We start from the raw sequence: 19,778 nt of genomic DNA, 5'->3' as shown, positions 1-19,778 counted from the left end.
CTCAGGTGCCAGGCCGACCGGTCGTCTCCGCTGCCGCAACACGCTTGGGTTTGGCGGGTGGGGCGAGGGCGTAGCCGTCGTCGCGACGGACCACCATGGACAGCTCCTCCAGCAGCGACAGCTTGCGCAGCGCCGTCCGAACATCGACACCGGCGCGCGAGGAGAGCCGGTCCACGCCCATCGCGCCTCGGCGGGGTAGCGCCTCCAGCAACGACCGCGCGTCGTCGTCCAGCGCGTCGGTGGCCCGCTGGGGTCCACGGGCCAGCGGTGCCAGGTCGGCGCCGATCCGGCCCACCTCCTCCAGCACGTGCGCCACCCCGGTGACCAGCCGGGCCTTGGGGTGCTCCCGGAGGAACTCGTGCGCGCCGACGGACATCGCCGAGGTCACCGGCCCCGGCACCACCATGGCCACCCGATGGGAGTGGATGGCTCGCCGCGCGGTCTGCGTCGCGCCACTGCGCGCCGATGCCTCCACCACGACGGTGCCCCGGGTGCCTGCGGCGATCACCCGGTTGCGGATCAGGAAGCGGGGCCGTAGCGGCTCGGCGCCGGGCGGCCACTCGCTGACCAGCAGCCCCGTCTCGGCGATCCGGTCGAAGAGCGCGGAGTTGCCCATCGGGTACGGACGGTCCAGCCCGCACGCGAGCACCGCGACGGTCAGACCGCCCGCGGTGAGGGCGCCTCGGTGGGCGGCGGCGTCGATCCCGAAGGCGCCACCGGACACGACAGTCCAGTCCCGCTCCGCCAACCCGTACCCCAACTCGGTCGCGACGTGCTGCCCGTAGCCGGTGGCGGCCCGCGCCCCCACCACGGCCACCGAACGATCCAGGGCCTCGCCGAGCGGCCAGCTTCCGCGTACCCAGAAACAGAGCGGCGGGGCGGTCTCACCGTCCACCCGGCGGCTGACGTCCGGCAGACGCAACGTGACCAGGTCGGCAACCTGGGCCGGCCACTCCTCGTCGTCCGGCGTGACCAGCCGGGCGCCCAGTCGGGTCGCCCGCTCCAGGGCCTCCGCCGCCACCGCCCGCGCGTCGCCGGCCGCCGAGCGTGCGGCGACAGTGGTGTGCAGCCAGCCGTCCGGGCTGCCGCCGTCGAGCAGCAGGTCCAGGGTCGCCACCGGGCCATGCCGTTCGACCAGCCGGTGTACCGCGCGCGTGCCCGGCTCCGCCAACCAGGTCAGAGCTACCCGGGCCAGCCTGCGTTCCTCCTCGGCGCTCACGTCGCCTCCCCCGTCCGTAGTTGAAGCGCTTCCCGGACGTCGTCCCGGTCCGGTCGATTGCGACCGTCGAGATCAGCGATGGTCCAGGCCATCCGGATCACCCGGTCGAAGCCGCGCGCCGAGAGTGAGCCGGAATCGAGCCGGCCACGCAGCTCGACGGTGACCCGGGTCGGCAGCCGCCACGGCGGTCGCCGGAGGTGCGTGCCCTCCACCTCGGCGTTGAGCCGCCGACCGAGGTCGGCCCAGCGGGTGGCCGCCGCCTGCCGGGCCGCCGCCACCCGGGCGGCGACCGCCGCGGAGGGCTCGACGTCGCCGTCGGTCGCCATCAGCTCGGCCGCCCGAACCGGATTCAGCCGCACCTGGACGTCGATCCGGTCGAGCAGCGGCCCGGAGAGTCTTCCCAGGTAGCGGCGGCGGGCCAGCGGTGAACACTCGCACTGCGCGTCACCGGCTGGCTTCGCGCACGGACACGGGTTGGCCGCCAGCACCAACTGGGTGCGGGCTGGATACACGGTGCCGCCCCCGCTGCGGTTCAGTTGGATGCGGCCGTGCTCCAGCGGCTGGCGCAGCGCCTCCAGCGCGCCCTTGCTGAACTCGGGAGCCTCATCCAGGAAGAGCACCCCGCGGTGTGCCAGCGACACCGCGCCGGGTCGGGCCAGCCCCGAGCCGCCACCGACAAGCGACGGCACGGTCGCGGTGTGGTGCGGCGCCTGGAACGGTGGGCGACGCAGCAACCGACCGCCCGGCGGCAGCAGCCCGGCGACCGAGTGCAGCGCGGTGACCTCCAGCGCCGCGTCGTCGTCCAGCTCGGGCAGGATCGACGGCAGCCGTTCGGCGAGCATCGTCTTGCCGGCGCCCGGAGGCCCGAGCAGTGCCAGGTGGTGCCCGCCGGCCGCGGCGACCTCCAGCGCGCGCCGACCCATCCGCTGCCCGGCGACCTCGGCGAGATCCGGCCCACCGACCACAGGTGCCGGGATGTCCGGCGGTGGTTCGATCAGCGGAGTCCCGTCGCGGACGAAGGCGACGAGCCGGTGCAGGGTGTCCACCGCTCGCACCCGTACCCCGGGGATGACAGCGGCCTCGGCGGCGTTGCCGACCGGGACGATCACCCGCGTGACACCGGCCTGGGCGGCGGCGGCGACCATCGGGAGTACGCCGCGTACCGGCCGGACCGTCCCGTCGAGCCCCAGCTCGCCGAGGACCACCACCCCCTCCAGGGGGAGCAGCGGCAGCTCACCCGAGCCGCCCAGCAGCGCCGCAGCGATGGCCAGATCGAAGGCCGAACCGAATTTCGGCAGCGTGGCGGGCAGCAGGTTGAGGGTGATCCGCCGGTTGGGCCAGCGCTGGCCGGAGTTGACCACGGCGGCGCGGACCCGGTCGCGGGCCTCGTGCAGGGCGGTGTCCGGCAGACCGGAGATCACCACCGCCGGCAGGCCGGCGGCCAGGTCGGCCTCCACCTCGACGAGGTGGCCGGTCACCCCGACCAGCCCCACGCAGAGCACCTTCGCGTAGCTCACGACGCGTCACCGATCCTCCGGGAACGCATGTCAGAACGCGCCCTTGAGGTGGTCGACCTGCGCCGGGCCGGCGTCGGGCAGCCGGACCGAGAGCACGTCGAAACGCACCTCCTCGGCGGTCGTACCGGTCTCGGTCAGCCACCGCGCGGCGAGCCCTCGCAGCCGGCGGGCCTTGGCCGGCACGATCGCCTCGGCCGGGGTGCCGAAGACCTCCCCTCGGCGGGTCTTGACCTCGCAGAAGGCGAGCACGGGCCCGTCCCACGCGATGATGTCGATCTCCCCGGCCGGGCAGCGCCAGTTGCGGGCGATCGGCCGCAGCCCCGCCTCGGTCAGGTGCCGGGCCGCGCACCGCTCGCCGTACGCCCCAACGGCCTGGTTCCGATTCGTCATGGTCGGCACGGTGCCCGCCGGAGGGCGGTCGCCGCGACCCGGCATCGGCCCAGCTGTGGACAACAGGTGAGTTGTGGACAACCAAACGATCATGCGTGCCCTGTGCTAGGCCTCTACCAAACCCAGCGAGCCCATCGCCCGGGTCCGCCCCAGGACACCCACTGCGCAGACCTAGCAGTTTCGGCTGTGGAGATGAGTCGCATGCCCCCTATGCCGGGACAGTAAGTGCTAGATCGCGCGAGAGGGCTCGCGCGCGGGTGGCGGGTCGGTGGCCTGTGCGACCGGCGTCCCGCCGGGCTGAAATGGCGCGGGCGTGGCCTGTCGCATACGGTGCCTGACGTGGACGGACGACGGAGCTTTCCGGAAGATCAGGAGTCGCGCTGGTACCCCGACGAGCGGGGTCGCGGTTACGGCGAGTCGGAGTGGCGCGGCGCGGGCGAGCCGCGGTACCGGGACGGCGAGATTCCCGAGCAGCGTGGCGCGGAAGGCGGCCGCTCCGTCGAGGACACCGGCGTCGGCCGCCGGCGGGAGCCGGACTCCGGTCGTTTCGGCGCCGTGGACGCGGGTCGTTTCGGCGCTGCGCCGGAGTCGGACTCGGGTCGTCTGGGTGCGGTGGAGGCGGGCCGTCTCGGCACCCCGGAGTCGGACTCCGGTCGTTTCGGCGCCCTGGACGATCAGACCGGTCGGTTCGGAGCGAGTGAGGCTGATTCGGGGCGTTTCGGCGCGGTCGACCCGTTGGGGGGCGCGCGGCCGGAGGTGGACGGTTACCGGGCCACCCGGTCACGGCGGGCGGACCGAGACCCCTCGGAGACGTCCGGTGAGCTGCCCGGTCGCCGGGCCGCGCGCGAGACGACCACGGCGAGTTCCCCGCTGACCGGCGCCGCGCCGGAGGCCCCCCGCGACGCCACGTCGGCATCCGTCGCGCCGGCCAGCGTGCTCACGGATCAGGCTCGTCCCGCCCCGCTCGGCGGGTACCCGATCGTCGAGCCGACCCGGGGCGGCGGCGACACGCCGCACCCGCTGGAGATGCCGACCGGCCCGATGCCGGGGATCGGTCCGCGACCCGACCTGCCCGTGGGCGAGCCTCCGGCGTATCCGCCGGCCGCCGACGGCGTCTATCGGACCCGTCGACCGGTGCTGGCCGTACTCTTCGCTCTGCTGGTGTTGGTCTTCGAGGTCCCGGCGCTGCGGGTGCTGCTGGCGGGCGTGACCGGCGACCCGGTGGACGCCGGAAACGTGGTGGTCGGCATCGCCCTGGTCGCCGGACTGCCGATCTTCGCGACCGGGCTGTACGGGTTACGAACCGGAGGTCTGGCGCTCGCCGACAACGGTCGGGGCTGGCTTCGCCCGCCGACTGCCTACCTGACCGTCGGCCTGGTGCTCTTCGTGGCCGCCGCGCTCGCCGCCGGCTGACGCGGCCCGATCCGCCGTCGGCCCCGCGCGCCCAGGCGATTCGGACGTCGGCCCCGCGCGCGCGATTCGGACAAGAACCAGGAAATAGTGGCCTCCGGAGACGCGGAGGCCACTATTTCCACGAAACAGCGCGATCTTGCAGCAACTCGCGCAAGCGAGCGGCGCGGCGGTCGAGCGGCGCGGCGGTCGAGCGGTGCCCCCGCGCACCCCAGGGCGGCTGAACGGGTGAGGGGCGTACACTGGCCAACTGGCGACCGCCTCGTGCGGTCGACCTCGCGCGCCCTCTTCACGAATCGTCGTGGAGCGACGGCCTCCCTGGTCCCGATCTTGATCGGGTCCACCATGGGTCGGCGACCAGGCGCCAGGACGCCCGGCCACCGGCCGGGCGTGACAACCAGGGACCTTGAGGAGTACCCCAACCATGGCCGTCGTGACCATGCGTCAGCTGCTGGAGAGCGGTGTCCACTTCGGGCACCAGACCCGGCGCTGGAACCCGAAGATGAAGCGCTTCATCATGACCGAGCGCAACGGCATCTACATCATCGACCTGCGCCAGACCCTCGAGTACATCGAGAAGGCGTACGAGTTCGTGCGTGGGACCGTCGCCGAGGGCGGCAGCATCCTGTTCGTCGGCACCAAGAAGCAGGCCCAGGAGGCGATCGCCGAGCAGGCGACCCGGGTCGGCCAGCCGTACGTCAACCACCGCTGGCTCGGTGGCATGCTGACCAACTTCCAGACCGTGTACAAGCGGCTCCAGCGGATGAAGGAGCTGGAGGGTCTGGGTGACCTCAGCGGCACCGCCGCCGGTTACACCAAGAAGGAGACCCTGCAGCTCTCCCGCGAGAAGATCAAGCTGACCCGCACCCTCGGTGGCCTGCGGGACATGCAGAAGCTTCCCGCCGCGGTGTGGATCGTCGACACCAAGAAGGAGCACATCGCCGTCGACGAGGCCCGCAAGCTGGGCATCCCGGTCATCGCGGTGCTGGACACCAACTGTGACCCGGACGAGGTCGACTTCCCGATCCCGGGTAACGACGACGCGATCCGCTCGGCCGAGCTGCTGACCAAGGTCGTCGCGGCCGCCGTCGCGGATGGTCTGATCGCGCGTTCCGGCCGTCGCCGGGGCAATGACGAGAAGCCCGAGGGTGTCGCGAGCGACGAGCCGCTGACCGAGTGGGAGCGCGAGCTGCTCGAGCCGAAGAAGGCCGACGACTCGGCCGCTCCGGCCGCCCCGGCCGAGCAGCCCGCCGCTGCCGCTGCCGAGCAGCCCGCCACCCCGGAGCAGCCGGCGCAGGCCGCCACCGAGCAGCCGGCGGCAGCCACCGCGGAGTGATCGCACCGTCGCTGTCCCGCCGTCCGTTTTCGCGAACGGCGGGCAGCGACGGTACGCCGGGCACGATCCGCCCGGATCCGGGTAACCGGCACCTCTGACCATCCACACGCCGTCTCAACACCGAAGAGAGAGCCATGTCCCAAATCACCGCCGCGGACGTCAAGAAGCTCCGCGACCTCACCGGCGCCGGCATGATGGACAGCAAGAAGGCGCTGACCGAGGCCGAGGGCGACTTCGACAAGGCCGTCGAGATCCTGCGCGTCAAGGGCGCCAAGGACGTCGGCAAGCGGGCCGGCCGTACGGCCGCGAACGGCCTGGTCGCCCACTCCGGCAAGGCGCTGCTCGAGCTCAACTGCGAGACCGACTTCGTCGCCAAGACCGAGTCGTTCATCGCGCTGGGCCAGCAGTTGGTCGAGCACGGTGAGCGCTCCGGCGTGAACTCCGCCGAGGAGCTGCTCGCCACCGAGCTCGACGGCAAGGTCATCGCGGACCTGATCCAGGAGCAGTCCGCCAAGATCGGCGAGAAGCTGGTGCTCAACCGGTTCGCCCGGGTCGAGGGCACCACCGCCGTCTACCTGCACCGCAAGGCCCAGGACCTGCCGCCGGCCGTTGGCGTGCTGGTGTCGTACACCGGCAAGACCGACGAGGCCGGCGACGCCGACGCCCGTGGTGTGGCCATGCAGATCGCCGCGATGCGGCCGAAGTACCTCACCCGGGACGAGGTTCCGGCTGAGGTCGTCGAGTCCGAGCGGCGCATCGCCGAGCAGACCGCCCGCGAGGAGAACAAGCCCGAGGCGGCTCTGCCGAAGATCATCGAGGGCCGGGTGAACTCCTTCTTCAAGGACTTCGTCCTGATCGAGCAGTCGTCCGTCTCCGACAACAAGAAGTCGGTGAAGCAGCTGCTGGCCGAGGCCGGCATCGAGGTCACCCGCTTCGTGCGGTTCGAGGTCGGCCAGGCCTGAGCCGTCACCGGGCGCCGCGCGCGCCCGTGGGCAGAAGACGTCAACGAGGAGGCCGCCGGTGTACGTGACAGGCACCGCGGCCTCCTCGTCACATAGGGTCGGCAGCGGCAGGTTCGCGGTACGCGCCGCACGGGGCGTGCGCGTGGGGAAGGGCGGGGCGGATGACGCAGGTTGTAAGTGACCGGACGCTGGAGCTGGACGATCCGACGGCACCGCCGCCGGGGCGTGCCCGCCGCGTGGTGCTGAAGCTCTCCGGTGAGGTCTTCGGTGGCGGCGCGATCGGCGTCGACCCGGACGTCGTCCAGGCCATCGCCCGGCAGATCGCCACAGTGGTCCGCCGCGGCGTGCAGGTCTCCGTGGTGGTCGGCGGCGGCAACTTCTTCCGTGGTGCGGAGCTGCAGAAGCGTGGGATGGACCGGGCCCGCGCCGACTACATGGGCATGCTCGGCACGGTGATGAACTGCCTCGCGCTCCAGGACTTCCTGGAGAAGGAGGGCATCGAGACCCGGGTGCAGAGCGCCATCACGATGGCCCAGGTCGCCGAGCCGTACATCCCGCTGCGGGCCATCCGGCACCTGGAGAAGGGCCGCGTGGTCATCTTCGGCGCCGGTGCGGGGATGCCGTACTTCTCCACCGACACGGTGGCCGCCCAGCGGGCGCTGGAGATCCGGGCCGACGTGGTGCTGATGAGCAAGAACGGCGTGGACGGCGTCTACACGGCCGACCCCCGGATCGACCCCACCGCCAGCAAGCTCGACTCGATCACCTTCTCCGAGGCGCTGCGCCGCAACCTGCGGGTGGCCGACGCGGCGGCGTTCAGCCTCTGCATGGAGAACGGCCTGCCGATGCTGGTCTTCGGCGCGCAGGGTGACGACACCATCATCCGCGCGGTTGGTGGCGACAAGATCGGCACCCTGATCACCGCCTGAGTCTCGCCGATGGCGACGACAGCAGCGGTCTGACGACTTTCAGCAGAGCCCACCACGAGCACAGAAGGAGGCGAGGAGACCGGTGATCGACGACACCCTCCTCGAGGCCGAGGAGAAGATGGAGCGTGCGGTTGAGCACGCCAAGGAGGAGTTCGGCGCCATCCGTACCGGTCGCGCCAACGCCGCCATGTTCTCCAAGGTCATCATCGACTACTACGGCACGCCCACGCCGCTGACGCAGATGGCGTCCATCGCGGTGCCCGAGCCGCGGATGGCCATCATCAAGCCGTACGACAACTCGCAGATCAACGCGATGGAAAAGGCGATCCGCGACTCGGACCTCGGGGTGAACCCGAACAACGAGGGCAACCAGCTGCGCATCCTGCTCCCGCAGATGACCGAGGAACGCCGCCGCGACATGATCAAGGTGGCTCGGCACAAGGGTGAGGAGGCCAAGGTGGCGATCCGCAACGTCCGCCGCCGTGGCAAGGAGGAGCTGGACCGGATCGTCAAGGACGGCGAGGCCGGCGAGGACGACGGCCGCCGTGCCGAGAAGGAACTCGACGACCTGACCCAGCGGTACGTGGCCAGCATCGACGACCTGGTGAAGCACAAGGAAACCGAGCTGCTGGAGGTCTGAGGCCCCACCCGGCGTCCGCCGGGACAGCAGCCGACGTGAGGCCCGCCCCCGATTCGGGGACGGGCCTCGTGCTGTTCGAGCGTCAGCAGGGGATCCGGACGGTACGGGTCGTCTCGGTCAGGGTCGTTCCGACGTACGCGTCGTGCAGCTCGAAACGCACGGTGGCCCGACCCGGGTGCAGCACCGGGTCGCCCCGGTAGAAACCCATCGAGATGCTGGCGGTGCCGCCGTTGCAGACGATCTCGCCAGCGCCGAGGCCACTGGTGGCCCAGTAGGTTGGCAGGCCGTCCTGGGTCAGCGACGCCGACAGGAAGTACACGCCGGTCGGGCAGTTGTGCACCTCTCCTCGGGCGGTGACGGCCGGGAACGCCGGCCCGGTTCCGTCGGGGCTCCCGTCGTACAGGTAGATCTCGCTGGTGCGGTGGTCGATCCTGATGCTGGCGTTCCGCGTCGCCGCGGTGGCCGGTGTGGCCGCCGTCAGGACGAGGGCGACCATCGTCAACACCGCCAGGCTGATTCTGCGCACGAACGCTCCTTCTCCGCTGTCATGCTGGAAAGCGTCCGGCGGACGCCGGCACACCGACAGCCGACCATCGATGGGCAGTGCGGGTCATCCCCTGTTCGCCCGGATGCACGGTCGGATAGGCGTCGGTGCGCCGCCGGCGCTCGTGCGGGCGGCGGGCGTGATTCTCCGGATGCCGTCGGGCCACACCCGCCCCGGCCAGCGCGGCCACTCGCCGGATCCCGCCCACCGCGACCCCCGCAGAGGGCCCGACGGGCAGGGGCGCCATCGTCCGCCTCGCCCCGGCGGCGGGTGCAGTAGGCTCGGCAGGATTCCCGGCCACCGGGTGGTGAACACCGGGGATCGACCGACCGTCGGGGCGGTCAATCGGAGGAACATCGCACGTGTAGGGGATGCTTGTGGTCTTGCGTCATGTGGTGGTTCTCGTGTCGCCTCGCGGTGCGTGATGTCCCACCCCGACCCCTACGGCAGCGAGCCTCGCGGCTGGGACCGGCCGGAGCGCCCGGTGGCGCTGCCCTGGCCGGAGCAGGAGCTGGAGGCCGGCCAGTGGAGCCGCCGTCCGGCCGCCGGCCCTGAGTTGTACGCCGACCCGCACGCCCGGCCGTACGCCGACCCACAACCCGCGGACCCGTACGACGAGCGTGGCCGCCCGGACGGCCGTTTCGACGACCGCGACCGGCACGATCTTTTCGACGACCGCGACCGGCACGTGGACGACCGCAACCAGCCCGACCGGTACGACGACCGGGGTCGCGGGGACCGGTACCCGGACCGGCCTCCCGCCGCCGGCGACGGGCCTCCCCGTTACGACGGCCCGGAGGGTGTGCGCTTCGACGAGCCGAGCCCTCCCGCCCGCCTCGACGACCCGGGGTACCCGACCGAGCAGCTCGCGCCGATCCGGGCGGAGGTGGTGCCGGACGAGGCTCCGACGACCGGTCGACGGCCGAAGGGTCGACGTCGGGCCAGTCTCGACCGACCGGCCACCCAGCAGTTGGGCAACGGCCGGGCCGGACGCAACCTTCCCGCGGCGATCGGGGTCGGGCTCGGCCTCGGCGCGCTGATCGTGGTGCCGTTGGCGTTCTACCCGTTGGCGTTCCTGCCGGTGATCGCCGCAGCGGTCGCCATCGGCATGTGGGAGATGGCCCGCGCGGTCCGGCGCAGCGGCGCGCACCCGCCGCTGGTGCCGCTGATCGCCGGTGGCGTGTTGACAGTGGGTCTGGCCTGGTTCGCCGGCCCGGACGCGCTCAGCCTGGGGCTGCTGGTCACCGTGCTGGGCACCATGATCTGGCGGTTGGGTGACGGGCCGGCCGGCTTCCAGCGGGATCTCACCGCGGCCACTCTGATCGCGGTCTACGTGCCGTTCCTCGCCGGTTTCGCGGCGTTGCTGGCGGCAGCCCCCGACGACGGTCCGCTGCGCATCCTGGCCACGCTGATCGGGGTGGTCCTCTCCGACACCGGTGGGTACGCGGCCGGCGTCTCCTTCGGCCGTCACCCGATGGCCCCGTCGATCAGCCCGAAGAAGTCCTGGGAGGGCTTCGCCGGTTCGGTCACCGCGGCGGCCCTGGGCAGCGCGTTGCTGCTGTGGCTGATGTTCGAGGTGGCCCCCTGGTGGGGTGCGCTGTTCGGGGTGGCCGTCTCCTGCGCGGCGGTCCTCGGCGACCTGGCCGAGTCGATGATCAAGCGGGATCTCGGCGTGAAGGACATGAGCAACCTGCTGCCCGGCCACGGCGGTCTGATGGACCGACTGGACTCGATTCTGTTCGCGGTGCCGACGGCCTACCTGCTGTTGGCGGTCCTCGTGCCGGTGGTGAGCTGAGGTATGAATCACTGTCACCTGGGCATTCGGCTCCGGCGGTCGCAGCCCGTTCGGCACCTCCGGACCGGCATCCGCCGCCGACGGCGTGACACACTGGACCAGCCATGACGAGCCTGCCCCTGATCCCCGCCATCTCGGTCGCCCCCGCCGCGCGCCGGGCCTCCATGCCCCCTCAGCACCTCGCTGACCTGGACCTGGCCGGCCGCCAGGCGTTGGTCACCGGGCTGGGGGAGCCGGCCTTCCGCGCCAAGCAGATCTCCAACCACTACTTCGGGCGGTTGGTCCGCGACCCGCAGGCGATGACCGATCTGCCCGCGGCGACCCGGGAGCGACTGGCCGACCAGTTGCTGCCGACGTTGCTCAACCCGGTTCGCGAGCTGGCCTGCGATGACGGCGCGACCCGCAAGGCGCTCTGGCGGCTGCACGACGGTGCGCTGGTGGAGAGCGTGCTGATGGGCTACCCGGACCGGGTGACCGTCTGCATCTCCAGCCAGGCGGGTTGCGGCATGGCCTGTCCGTTCTGCGCGACCGGCCAGGCCGGGCTGACCCGCAACCTGTCGACGGCGGAGATCGTCGACCAGGCGGTGTACATGGCCGGGGTGGCTGCCTCCGGCGTGGTGGCGGGCTCCCCGCCGAGGTTGTCGCGTGTCGTCTTCATGGGCATGGGCGAGCCGCTGGCCAACTACAACCGGGTGATCGCGGCGATCCGTCGGCTGGTCAGCCCGGCCCCGGAGGGGCTCGGCCTGTCCCAGCGGCACATCACCGTTTCCACGGTCGGCCTGGTTCCGGCCATCCGCCGACTGGCCAGCGAAGACCTCTCAGTGACCCTTGCGCTGTCGTTGCACGCGCCCGATGATGATCTGCGCGACGAACTCGTGCCGGTAAACCAGCGCTGGAAGGTAGCCGAGGTGCTGGACGCAGCGTGGGACTACGCCGCCCGGACGGGCCGTCGCGTGTCGATCGAGTACGCGATGATCAAGGACATGAACGACCAGCCGTGGCGAGCCGACCTGCTCGGACGGCTGCTGGCCGGCAAATTGGCTCACGTGAACCTCATTCCGCTCAATCCGACGCCGGGCAGCCGCTGGGACGCGAGCCCGAAGCCGGTCGAGCGGGAGTTCGTCCGGCGGTTGCGCGATGCCGGGGTGTCCACCACAGTTCGGGACACCCGAGGTCGCGAGATCGACGGCGCGTGTGGCCAGCTCGCCGCCGCCGAGGACAACGACACCAACACCGACCGCGCCGGAGAGGCACCGGCGTGACCGGGCGTGGCGAACGAGACCAGGAGACATAGTGGCGAGTCAGGGTCAGCGTTTCCGGCGCAAGGCGCTCCGCCGGGGATACAAGGTCGACGAGGTGGATGCCTTCCTCGACCGGGTCGAGGCGACGCTCGACGGCCGACAGGTCGGCGCCCCGGTGGCCTCCCAGGAGGTCCACGACGTCGTCTTCCGGGTCCGCTTCAACGGCTACGACGAGTGGCAGGTCGACCTGCACCTTGATCGGGTCGAGCGGCAGCTGGCCGAGCTGGAGGAGCGCAACAACGCCGGGCGCGGTGCCGACCCCCGGATGGGTGACCGGATGGGCCCACCGGACCGGATGGGTCCGCCGATGCGTGACGACCGGGGCATGGTTCCGCAGCCGATGCCGCCCCGGCCGATGCCCGCGCAGGCCGGTCCGCCCTACGGTCGCTACGACGAGCCGACAGGTGCCTTCGCCGGCGGGTACGACGCCCCTCGCGGCGGTGGTTACGACGCGCCACGTGGCCCGGCCGGCCCCCCGATGGGTCCCGGTGGCCCGATGGGCCCCGGCCCGATGGGTGGCCACGGCATGCCGCAGCGCGGCCTGCCCGCCGGCCCCAGCGGGTACGGCCCGGACGACCAGCGCTCACCCGGTGGGTACGGCCCGGACGACCAGCGCTCACCCGGTGGGTACGGCCCGGATGATCAGCGCGGCGGGTACGGCCCCGACGATCAGCGCGCGCCCGGCGGTTATCCGCCTCCCCCGGAGGAGCCGCGCTTCGACGGCTTCGAGGCCGGGCGGCACGGTCGCGCCGACATGACGGCCGAGATCCGGATGCCCGAGCGGGACCTGCGCGACATGCGCCGCGGTCCGGCCGGTCCGCCTCCGCTGCCGCAGCAGGGCATGGGTGGTCCGCCGATGGCCGGCCCGCCGGCGGTGGCCGGCCCGCCGATGGGTGGCCCGCCCATGGGTGGTCCCCCGATGGCCGGTCCGCCCGGCAGCGACCTGTACCGGGTGGACCAGATCCGCCGTAGCTTCCAGGTGCGCCGGTTCGGCAGCGGGTACGACCCCGACCAGGTGGACCGGTTCTTCGACACCCTGCTCGGCGGCATGCAGCGCCGCAACCCGATGCCTGTCGACCCGAAGGACCTGGACACGCTCCGGTTCGGCCTGGTGCCGGGCGGCTACTTCGAGGCCGAGGTCGACGCCGCGCTCAAGGATGTGCAGGACATCCTCTTCGGGCGCTGATCCCGACGCGTACGGACGAGGGCCCGTCCCCCTGGTGGGGGCGGGCCCTCGGCGTATGTTGGACGGTCGTCCGGCGGTGGGTCGGGTCAGGAGCGCAGACCGTTGCGCCGCAGCACGATGTCGCCGATCACGATGATCAGCAGCAGCGCGGCCAGGCCGATCAGCCAGATGTCCTCGACCTTGCCTTCGTGGTTGCCGCAGATCATCGCCAGCAGCGCCAGTGCGGACAGCACGGCGCCGATCTGCCCGGCCTTGCGGTGCCCGGGCTTGTGCTGGTCTGGCGACGTTACCGGCTCGCTTCCTGCCACTGTCGGTCCTTCCCTCGCGATCGGATCTTTGGTTAGTCTGGCACGCCTCGTGCGCGACGCGGTGGGGTGGGGGTTTCCTGGCCATCGGCCCTCCCCACCCGGGCTGGACGGCACTACCGGCGTCGCGGGGCGGCGGTCAGACTCGCTCCGGTAGCGTTTGGCGTACACCTGATTGTCTGTTTGAGGGGGACTGTGCGGTGCGAGTGACCGGAACCGGGCACGCCAGCATGCGGATCGACACGGCCGCGGGCAGCATCCTGTGCGACCCGTGGGTCAACCCGGCCTACTTCGCGTCGTGGTTTCCTTTTCCGGACAATTCGCTCCTCGACTGGGAGAGCCTGGGCCAGGTCGACTACCTGTACGTCTCCCACCTGCACCGGGACCACTTCGACGCGAAGCACCTGCGGGACTTCGTCTCCAAGGACGCCACCGTCCTGCTCCCCGAGTTCCCCACCTCGGAGATGGAGGACGAGTTCCGGGCGTTGGGCTTCACCAAGTTCCTGAAGGCGCCCAACGAGCAGGTGGTGGAGCTGCCCGGCGGCCTGAAGATCATGATTCAGGCGTTGACCAGCCCGACCGACGGACCGATCGGCGACTCCTCACTCTGGGTGGAGTACGAGGGTGTGCGGCTGCTCAACCAGAACGACGCCCGCCCCACCGACCTGAGCGTCTTCGCCGAGCTGGGGCACGTGCACGCGCACCTGCTCCAGTTCTCCGGTGCGATCTGGTACCCGATGGTCTACGAACTGCCGCAGGCGGCGAAGACCGCGTTCGGCAAGCAGAAGCGTGATCGGCAGTTCGACCGGACCTGGCGCTACATCGACGACCTGAAGGCGTCGCACGTCTTCCCGATCGCCGGTCCGCCGTGCTTCCTCGACGACGCCCTGTGGCAGTTCAACGACATCCACGGCGACGAGGGCAACATCTTCCCCGACCAGTCCGTCTTCCTGTCCGAGTACGCCAAGGTCGGCGGCACCAACGGGATCGTGCTGCTGCCGGGCAGCGTCGCCGAGGTCACCACCGAGGGCGCGAGCACCACCCACCCGGTGCCGGTGGAGGAGTTCTTCGCGAACAAGGTCGCGCACCTGGAGGAGATGCGGGAGCGCAAGCGCCCGATCATCGAGGCGGAGAAGGCGTCCTGGCGGCATCCCGAGGTGGACGTGCTCGGCGAGATGAAGCGTCGGATCGAGCCGCTGCTCGACGAGTCGATCTACCTGGCCAAGGGGGTCGGCGGCCCGGTCCGCTTCGACCTGGTGGGGTATGACGGCGCGAGCGTCGAGTCGATCGTGGTGGACTTTCCCGGCAAGGAGGTCCGGCCGTACGCGGACGAGAAGGTGCGCTACCGGTTCCGGACCGAGCGGTCGCTGATCGAGCACCTGCTCTTCATCGACGAGGTGGACTGGGTCAACTCGCTCTTCCTGTCCTGCCGGTTCTCGGCGGCCCGGATCGGCCAGTACAACGAGTTCGTGTACGCGTTCTTCAAGTGCCTCTCCGAGGAGCGGCTCCAGTACGCAGAGGGCTGGTACGACGAGCACGAGCGCAGCACCGACGCCGAGGACATCACGTTGGGCGACTGGGTGGTGCAGCGGCGGTGCCCGCACCTGAAGGCGGACCTGACCCGCTTCGGCATCGTCGACGGTGACCAGCTGACGTGCCAGCTGCACGGCTGGAAGTTCGACCTGCCCTCTGGCCGCTGCCTGACAAGCGTCGGCCACAAGGTGCGAGCCCACCGCGTGGACGCGGAAACCCCAGCCCCCGCCGGCGAAGCCGTGATCTGACCCCCTCCCCAACCCCGCCCCTGCCCCCGTTGATCATGAAGTTATTGCCACGACACGCCGCCACGGCGGGCAATAACTTCATGATCAACGAGAGCGGGGTCGGGGGTCGGGGTCGGGGTCGGAGGTCGGGGAGGGGCGCGGTTAGGGGTTAGGTCGACAGATCTTTGAGGATTCGGCGGGCGGCGTTGTGGCCGGCTGCGCCGATGACGCTGCCGGCCGGGTGGCAGCCGGCGCTGCCGGCGTATACGCCGTCGATGCCTGTGGCGTAGGGCATCCGGTCGGTGAACGAGACGGTGTTGTCCACGTGGTGGATGTGCCCCCCGGTGATGCCGAAATGCTCCTCGATGCCGGGCGGCGGCAGCGGCACCGCGTCGGCGATCAGGTCGGCGGTGCCGGGGGCGTACCGCTCGACGATCCCGATGAGCCGATCGACGTAGCCGGGCAGCTCCGCGTCCCAGGTCGTGCCGGCCAGCTCGTAGGGGACGGACTGGACGAAGAGCGCCGACGAGTGGTGCCCGGCCGCGTCGGAGAGCGACGGGTCGACGGTGGTGTGCAGGTACCACTCGATGGTGGGCTCCGCCGGCAGCAGCCCGGCCTGCACGTCCGCCCACATCGCGCGCAGCGCGGTCATCGGCGACGTCGCCGCCCCGCCGACCAGCGACGCCGACCCGGGCAGCAGGTGGATGGTCGAGCCGAACGGGCTCGGCGTACCGTCCGGCAGGCAGGAGAACCGGGGCAGCCCGGTGAGCGCCAGGTTGAGCTTGAGTGTGGTGCCGGGCCGGCGGACCGCCGCCATCCGTTCGCCGAGCCGCGCCGGGAGCGCGCCGTCGGGCAACAGGTCCATCAGCCGGTACGGGTCACACGCGCCGAGCACCACCCGGGCGGCGACCTCTCGACCGTCGGCCAGCACCACTCCGCTCGCCGCGCCGCCGTCCAGGGTCACCGCGCGCACCGGCGTACCGGTCCGGATGGTCGCTCCGGCGGCGAGCGCGGCCTCGGCGAACGTCCGGGACACGGTGCCCATCCCACCCTCGGCGATCATCCAGGTGCCGCCGGAGCCGGGGAGTCTGCACATGTTGTGGACGAGGAAGTTGTGGCCGGTGCCGGGGTCGTCCGGGCCGGCGTTGAGCCCGGACAGGCCGTCGGTGACCGCGTACATGCTGACCAGCAGCTCGGAGCGGAACTCGAACCGGGCCAGGTAGTCGGCGACGGAGCCCTGCACGAGGTCGACGAAGACGTGGCGCAGTGCCGGGCGGACGTGCCGCTCGGCGGTCTCCTGGACGCTCAGCGGCTCCGCCAACCAGGCCGGGGCGAGGTCTTCCCGCAGCGCGGCCAGTTCGGCCTGCATGGCGTCGTCGGCGGCCACGTCGGCGGGGGAGAAGAACTCGGCGAGCTGCGCCCGGGTGGCGGCCGTGTCGCTGCCGAAGAGCAGGTACGGCGAACCGAGGCCGCCCGGGGTGGGGAGGAAGTAGTGCGGGTCGCGGCGCAGCACCGGGATCCGTACGTCGAGCGTGGCGAGCAGCTCCGGGGGCATCAGCCCGAGCAGGTACGAGCCGGTGGAGTGGCGCAGCCCCGGCACCTTCGGGAACGGGTTCTCGGTACGGGTCGCGCCGCCGATCACGTCGGCGGCCTCCACCACGAGGACGTCCAGGCCGGCGCGGGCCAGCAGGACCGCGGAGACCAGACCGTTGTGCCCGGCACCGACGATCACGACGTCGACGCGGGCCGGAATCTCACTGCTCATGCCGCGGCAGCCTAGTCCGCCCCGCCAGGCCGGTCATCCCTCCCGCGCCCGGCCTCGGTGATCAAGAGATTTGCGTCGTTCGACGGCCCCCCATTGACGCAAACCTCTTGATCACCGGTTCAAAGGGTGGGGAGGTGGAGGGTGAAGGTGGAGCCTTGGGTGGGGGTGCTGGTGGCGCTGACCGTGCCGCCGTGGGCCTCGGTGAGCTTGCGCACGATGGCGAGGCCCAGGCCGCTGCCGCCGGTCTGCCGACTCCGGGACTTCTCGGCCCGCCAGAAGCGGTCGAAGACCCGGGGCAGGTCCTCGGCGCTGATACCGCTGCCGGTGTCGGTCACGGAGACGAAGGCCCCGGCGTGGGTCGCGCCGGCGCTGATCGTCACGTGCCCGCCCGACGGGGTGTGCCGCACCGCGTTGGCGACCAGGTTGCCGACGGCCTGGCGGAGCCGCACCGGGTCGGCGTCCACCTGCGGGTCGGCCTCCGTGCGTACCGCGATGGTGACGCCGACCCGGTCGGCCTGGGCCCGGTGCGCCTCCGCGACCTGGGCGAGCAGGTCGGTGAGGTAGACCTGTTCGCGGTGCAGCCGCAGCGCGCCCGCGTCGGCCTCGGCCAGGTCCTGCAGGTCGGTGATCACGTGCTGGAGCAGGGTCGCCTCCTCCAGCAGTGAGGAGAGCAGCCTGCGGTCGGGGGCCGCGACGCCGTCCTCGACAGCTTCGAGCCAGCCCCGGATGTTGCTCACCGGCGTACGCATCTCGTGCGCGATGTCGCTGACCATGGCCCGGCGCAGCTGCTCCAGCCGTTCTCGCCGTTCGGCCATGTCGTTGAAGACCTCGGCCAGCCGGGCGATCTCGTCGCGACCGGTCACCCGGACCCGGGCGGAGCCGTCGCCGTCGCGCATCCGCTGGGCCGCCCCGGTCAGGGCGTGCAGCGGGCGGGTCAGCCGGATGCCGGCGAGGACTGTGAAGCCGATCGCCACCAGCAGGACGAGACCGGCGACCGCGACGATGCGGGTCTGGTTGGCGGGGGAGAGGTCGAAGGTGGTCGAGGGGCGACCGCCCGGGTCGGTGACGAAGAGGGTCGCGGCCGGGGCGACGTACGGGAGGAGTTGCTCGCGTCGACTGGTGCCGACGCAGGCGCTGATCGCACGGTTGTGCTCCTGGTCGACGCCGGCCGCGCTGCGGGAGTCGGGTGCGCTGGCCGCCGGCTGCCTCGTCCAGGTCCAGTTCAGGTCGACCTGCACAGCGGGCAGGCGCCGCCGCGCCAGGCAGGTGTTCACCAGGGCGTTGAGCTGGGCGAGCGCCTTGCTCTCGGTGGCCGTACGGGTCGCGAGATCATCTCTCGCCTGATAGCAGGCGGCGCTGTCGGTGAGGTCGGTGCCGGGGGTGTCGATCCGTGGGCGGCCGGTGGGTCCGTCCACGACCGTGGCGTCGATCTGCGCCCGCAGCCGCAGACACTGGACCGCCTTGGCCGCCTTGTCGCGCAGCGCGGCGCGCTCCTCCGGCGGCAGCAGGTACGGCCCGGTGGTGCGCGGGTCGATGCGACTGGTGCCGCCGTCACCGCTGTTCGGCGGGGTGGTCCCGGGCATCAGGGCGGTGTCGACGGCGAGCGCGTCGACGGTCGCGGACGACGTCGTCGGCAACGGGCCCGCGCCGGGTGCCGAGTCCGCGATCGGCGCACCGGTGTCGGTGGTCAGGGCGATCCGCCGGCCGACGTCCTGCGCGAGCGGCCGAACTGCCGCGTCGACCCCGTCCCAGTTCGGGTGGGTCGCCGCGTACGCGAGCACTGTGTCGTAGATGCGCGCGTCGTCGGCGAGCGCCTGGCCCTGCTCCTGCCGGATCGCCCCGGTGGTGGTGCGCACGGCCAGCCACGCGGTCGCCGCGATCGAGCCGAGGGCGATGAGGACGGCCAGCGCCAGCAGCCGGAGCAACAGGCTGCGGCGCAGCGGGACCTCACGCGACACGGGGTGACTCTTCGACCAGCTTGTATCCGATGCCGTACACGGTCACCAGCCGGGCCGGCTTGCGCGGGTCGGGCTCGATCTTCCGGCGGAGGTTCATGACGTGCACGTCGACGGTCCGGTTGGTGATGTACCTGTCGAACCCGTGCAGGTAACCCAGGAGCTGGTCCCGGGTGAACGCCCGGGCGGGCTGCGCTGCCATCGCCTGCAGCAGCTGGAACTCGCCAGGTGTGCAGTCGACGAGGCGCCCGTCGCTGCGTACCTCGTGGCGTACCGGGTCGACGTGCACGGCGCCGACCCGCAGCACCGGGTCGGCCTGCTGCACCGTCCGCTGGCCTCGGCGTAACAGGCTGCGGACCCGGGCGACCAGCTCACGCGGGCTGTACGGCTTCGTCATGTAGTCGTCGGCGCCCAGGTCGAGGCCGAGCAGTAGGTCGTCCTCGGTCGACCGGGCGGTCAGCATGAGCACCGGCAGGTCGGACTCTCGGCGCAGGATGCGACAGACGTCCAGGCCGTCGACCTTCGGCATCATCACGTCGAGGACCAGCAGCGCCGGGGGCCGCTGACGGATCTGCTCCAGGGCGGCCCGCCCGTCGGCCACCACGACCACCTCGTGTCCCTCGCGTTCCAGATACCGGCGCGCCAACTCGGCCTGCTTCTGGTCGTCCTCGGCTACCAGCACGTACGCACACACGGCAGCGACTGTACGTGGCCTCGGTCGGGTCCGGCAGTGCCGCTGAGCTGGGGCTACCGGATGACGACCG

16 protein-coding genes and 1 pseudogene are annotated in these 19,778 nt (G+C 71.7%); 9 read left to right on the top strand and 8 right to left on the bottom strand.

Features of this window, described 5'->3' with window-relative positions; translation table 11 throughout:
• Position 1 precedes the first annotated feature (1 nt).
• The 3 genes from dprA to ACLQ3B_RS17085 are packed head-to-tail and all read right to left on the bottom strand — an operon-like array spanning position 2 to position 3,126.
• A complete protein-coding gene (gene dprA, locus ACLQ3B_RS17095) occupies positions 2-1,219 on the bottom strand; it encodes a DNA-processing protein DprA (RefSeq protein ID WP_425781743.1) in 1,218 nt (405 codons plus the stop codon).
• Positions 1,216-2,736: a YifB family Mg chelatase-like AAA ATPase gene (locus ACLQ3B_RS17090; protein WP_425781742.1), complete on the bottom strand. Its 1,521-nt coding sequence runs from the start codon at positions 2,734-2,736 to the stop codon at positions 1,216-1,218. Before ACLQ3B_RS17090 ends, dprA begins: the two co-directional genes overlap by 4 nt.
• Before the next feature lie 30 nt (positions 2,737-2,766).
• On the bottom strand, positions 2,767-3,126 hold the full coding sequence (locus ACLQ3B_RS17085) for a YraN family protein (RefSeq protein ID WP_425781741.1): 360 nt from the start codon (positions 3,124-3,126) through the stop codon (positions 2,767-2,769).
• Between the two features lie 302 nt (positions 3,127-3,428).
• On the opposite strand from ACLQ3B_RS17085, the pseudogene ACLQ3B_RS17080 reads away from it, so the two are divergent.
• The 5 genes and pseudogenes from ACLQ3B_RS17080 to frr all read left to right on the top strand — a co-directional run bounded on the left by ACLQ3B_RS17080 (position 3,429) and on the right by frr (position 8,403).
• Positions 3,429-4,539: pseudogene (locus ACLQ3B_RS17080) on the top strand (hypothetical protein).
• A gap of 421 nt (positions 4,540-4,960) precedes the next feature.
• Positions 4,961-5,872 (top strand): 30S ribosomal protein S2, encoded by a 912-nt coding sequence (gene rpsB, locus ACLQ3B_RS17075; protein WP_425781740.1) that lies wholly within the window; start codon positions 4,961-4,963, stop codon positions 5,870-5,872.
• A 134-nt stretch (positions 5,873-6,006) separates the two neighbouring features.
• A complete protein-coding gene (tsf, locus tag ACLQ3B_RS17070; RefSeq protein WP_425781739.1) occupies positions 6,007-6,834 on the top strand; it encodes a translation elongation factor Ts in 828 nt (275 codons plus the stop codon).
• Between the two features lie 161 nt (positions 6,835-6,995).
• A complete protein-coding gene (pyrH, locus tag ACLQ3B_RS17065; protein WP_030487501.1) occupies positions 6,996-7,763 on the top strand; it encodes a UMP kinase in 768 nt (255 codons plus the stop codon).
• 82 nt (positions 7,764-7,845) lie between these two features.
• On the top strand, positions 7,846-8,403 hold the full coding sequence (gene frr / locus ACLQ3B_RS17060) for a ribosome recycling factor (protein ID WP_088946658.1): 558 nt from the start codon (positions 7,846-7,848) through the stop codon (positions 8,401-8,403).
• 82 nt (positions 8,404-8,485) lie between these two features.
• On the opposite strand, the gene ACLQ3B_RS17055 is transcribed toward frr, so the two are convergent.
• Positions 8,486-8,929, bottom strand: coding sequence for a hypothetical protein (locus ACLQ3B_RS17055; RefSeq protein WP_425781738.1), 444 nt, complete (start codon positions 8,927-8,929; stop codon positions 8,486-8,488).
• Between the two features lie 442 nt (positions 8,930-9,371).
• Between ACLQ3B_RS17055 and ACLQ3B_RS17050 the strand changes: the two genes are divergently transcribed.
• From ACLQ3B_RS17050 to ACLQ3B_RS17040, 3 genes are all read left to right on the top strand, one after another.
• Positions 9,372-10,742, top strand: a complete 1,371-nt coding sequence (locus ACLQ3B_RS17050; protein WP_425781737.1) for a phosphatidate cytidylyltransferase — start codon at positions 9,372-9,374, stop codon at positions 10,740-10,742.
• Positions 10,743-10,846: 104 nt separating this feature from the next.
• Complete coding sequence (rlmN, locus tag ACLQ3B_RS17045) at positions 10,847-12,004, top strand: 23S rRNA (adenine(2503)-C(2))-methyltransferase RlmN (protein WP_425781736.1); 1,158 nt, start codon at positions 10,847-10,849, stop codon at positions 12,002-12,004.
• A gap of 31 nt (positions 12,005-12,035) precedes the next feature.
• The gene (locus ACLQ3B_RS17040; RefSeq protein ID WP_425781735.1) at positions 12,036-13,229 is read left to right on the top strand and encodes a DivIVA domain-containing protein; all 1,194 of its coding nucleotides are present in this window, start codon (positions 12,036-12,038) and stop codon (positions 13,227-13,229) included.
• Positions 13,230-13,315: 86 nt separating this feature from the next.
• Here ACLQ3B_RS17040 and ACLQ3B_RS17035 read toward each other — a convergent pair whose 3' ends face one another.
• Positions 13,316-13,537, bottom strand: a complete 222-nt coding sequence (locus ACLQ3B_RS17035; RefSeq protein ID WP_124776315.1) for a DUF2631 domain-containing protein — start codon at positions 13,535-13,537, stop codon at positions 13,316-13,318.
• 197 nt (positions 13,538-13,734) lie between these two features.
• Between ACLQ3B_RS17035 and ACLQ3B_RS17030 the strand changes: the two genes are divergently transcribed.
• Complete coding sequence (locus tag ACLQ3B_RS17030) at positions 13,735-15,315, top strand: Rieske 2Fe-2S domain-containing protein (protein WP_425781734.1); 1,581 nt, start codon at positions 13,735-13,737, stop codon at positions 15,313-15,315.
• Between the two features lie 148 nt (positions 15,316-15,463).
• Here ACLQ3B_RS17030 and ACLQ3B_RS17025 read toward each other — a convergent pair whose 3' ends face one another.
• The 3 genes from ACLQ3B_RS17025 to ACLQ3B_RS17015 all read right to left on the bottom strand — a co-directional run bounded on the left by ACLQ3B_RS17025 (position 15,464) and on the right by ACLQ3B_RS17015 (position 19,708).
• Positions 15,464-17,059: a phytoene desaturase family protein gene (locus ACLQ3B_RS17025; RefSeq protein ID WP_425781733.1), complete on the bottom strand. Its 1,596-nt coding sequence runs from the start codon at positions 17,057-17,059 to the stop codon at positions 15,464-15,466.
• 119 nt (positions 17,060-17,178) lie between these two features.
• On the bottom strand, positions 17,179-19,017 hold the full coding sequence (locus ACLQ3B_RS17020) for a HAMP domain-containing sensor histidine kinase (RefSeq protein WP_425781732.1): 1,839 nt from the start codon (positions 19,015-19,017) through the stop codon (positions 17,179-17,181).
• Positions 19,007-19,708, bottom strand: coding sequence for a response regulator transcription factor (locus ACLQ3B_RS17015; protein ID WP_425781731.1), 702 nt, complete (start codon positions 19,706-19,708; stop codon positions 19,007-19,009). The genes ACLQ3B_RS17020 and ACLQ3B_RS17015 overlap by 11 nt, the downstream gene beginning before the upstream one ends.
• Positions 19,709-19,778 lie beyond the last annotated feature (70 nt).

Origin of the sequence: Micromonospora sp. DT53, from assembly GCF_049841535.1 — a bacterium.
GTDB lineage: Bacteria > Actinomycetota > Actinomycetes > Mycobacteriales > Micromonosporaceae > Micromonospora.
This window is presented reverse-complemented; position numbering and strand designations above follow the sequence as displayed.

Excerpts from the sequence above, each read along its gene's own strand:
- ACLQ3B_RS17085 (WP_425781741.1), bottom strand. The coding sequence starts at position 3,126 with ATGACGAATCGGAACCAGGCCGTTGGGGCGTACGGCGAGCGGTGCGCG.
- rpsB (WP_425781740.1), top strand. The coding sequence starts at position 4,961 with ATGGCCGTCGTGACCATGCGTCAGCTGCTGGAGAGCGGTGTCCACTTC.
- tsf (WP_425781739.1), top strand. The coding sequence starts at position 6,007 with ATGTCCCAAATCACCGCCGCGGACGTCAAGAAGCTCCGCGACCTCACC.
- pyrH (WP_030487501.1), top strand. The coding sequence starts at position 6,996 with ATGACGCAGGTTGTAAGTGACCGGACGCTGGAGCTGGACGATCCGACG.
- ACLQ3B_RS17050 (WP_425781737.1), top strand. The coding sequence starts at position 9,372 with ATGTCCCACCCCGACCCCTACGGCAGCGAGCCTCGCGGCTGGGACCGG.
- rlmN (WP_425781736.1), top strand. The coding sequence starts at position 10,847 with ATGACGAGCCTGCCCCTGATCCCCGCCATCTCGGTCGCCCCCGCCGCG.
- ACLQ3B_RS17025 (WP_425781733.1), bottom strand. The coding sequence starts at position 17,059 with ATGAGCAGTGAGATTCCGGCCCGCGTCGACGTCGTGATCGTCGGTGCC.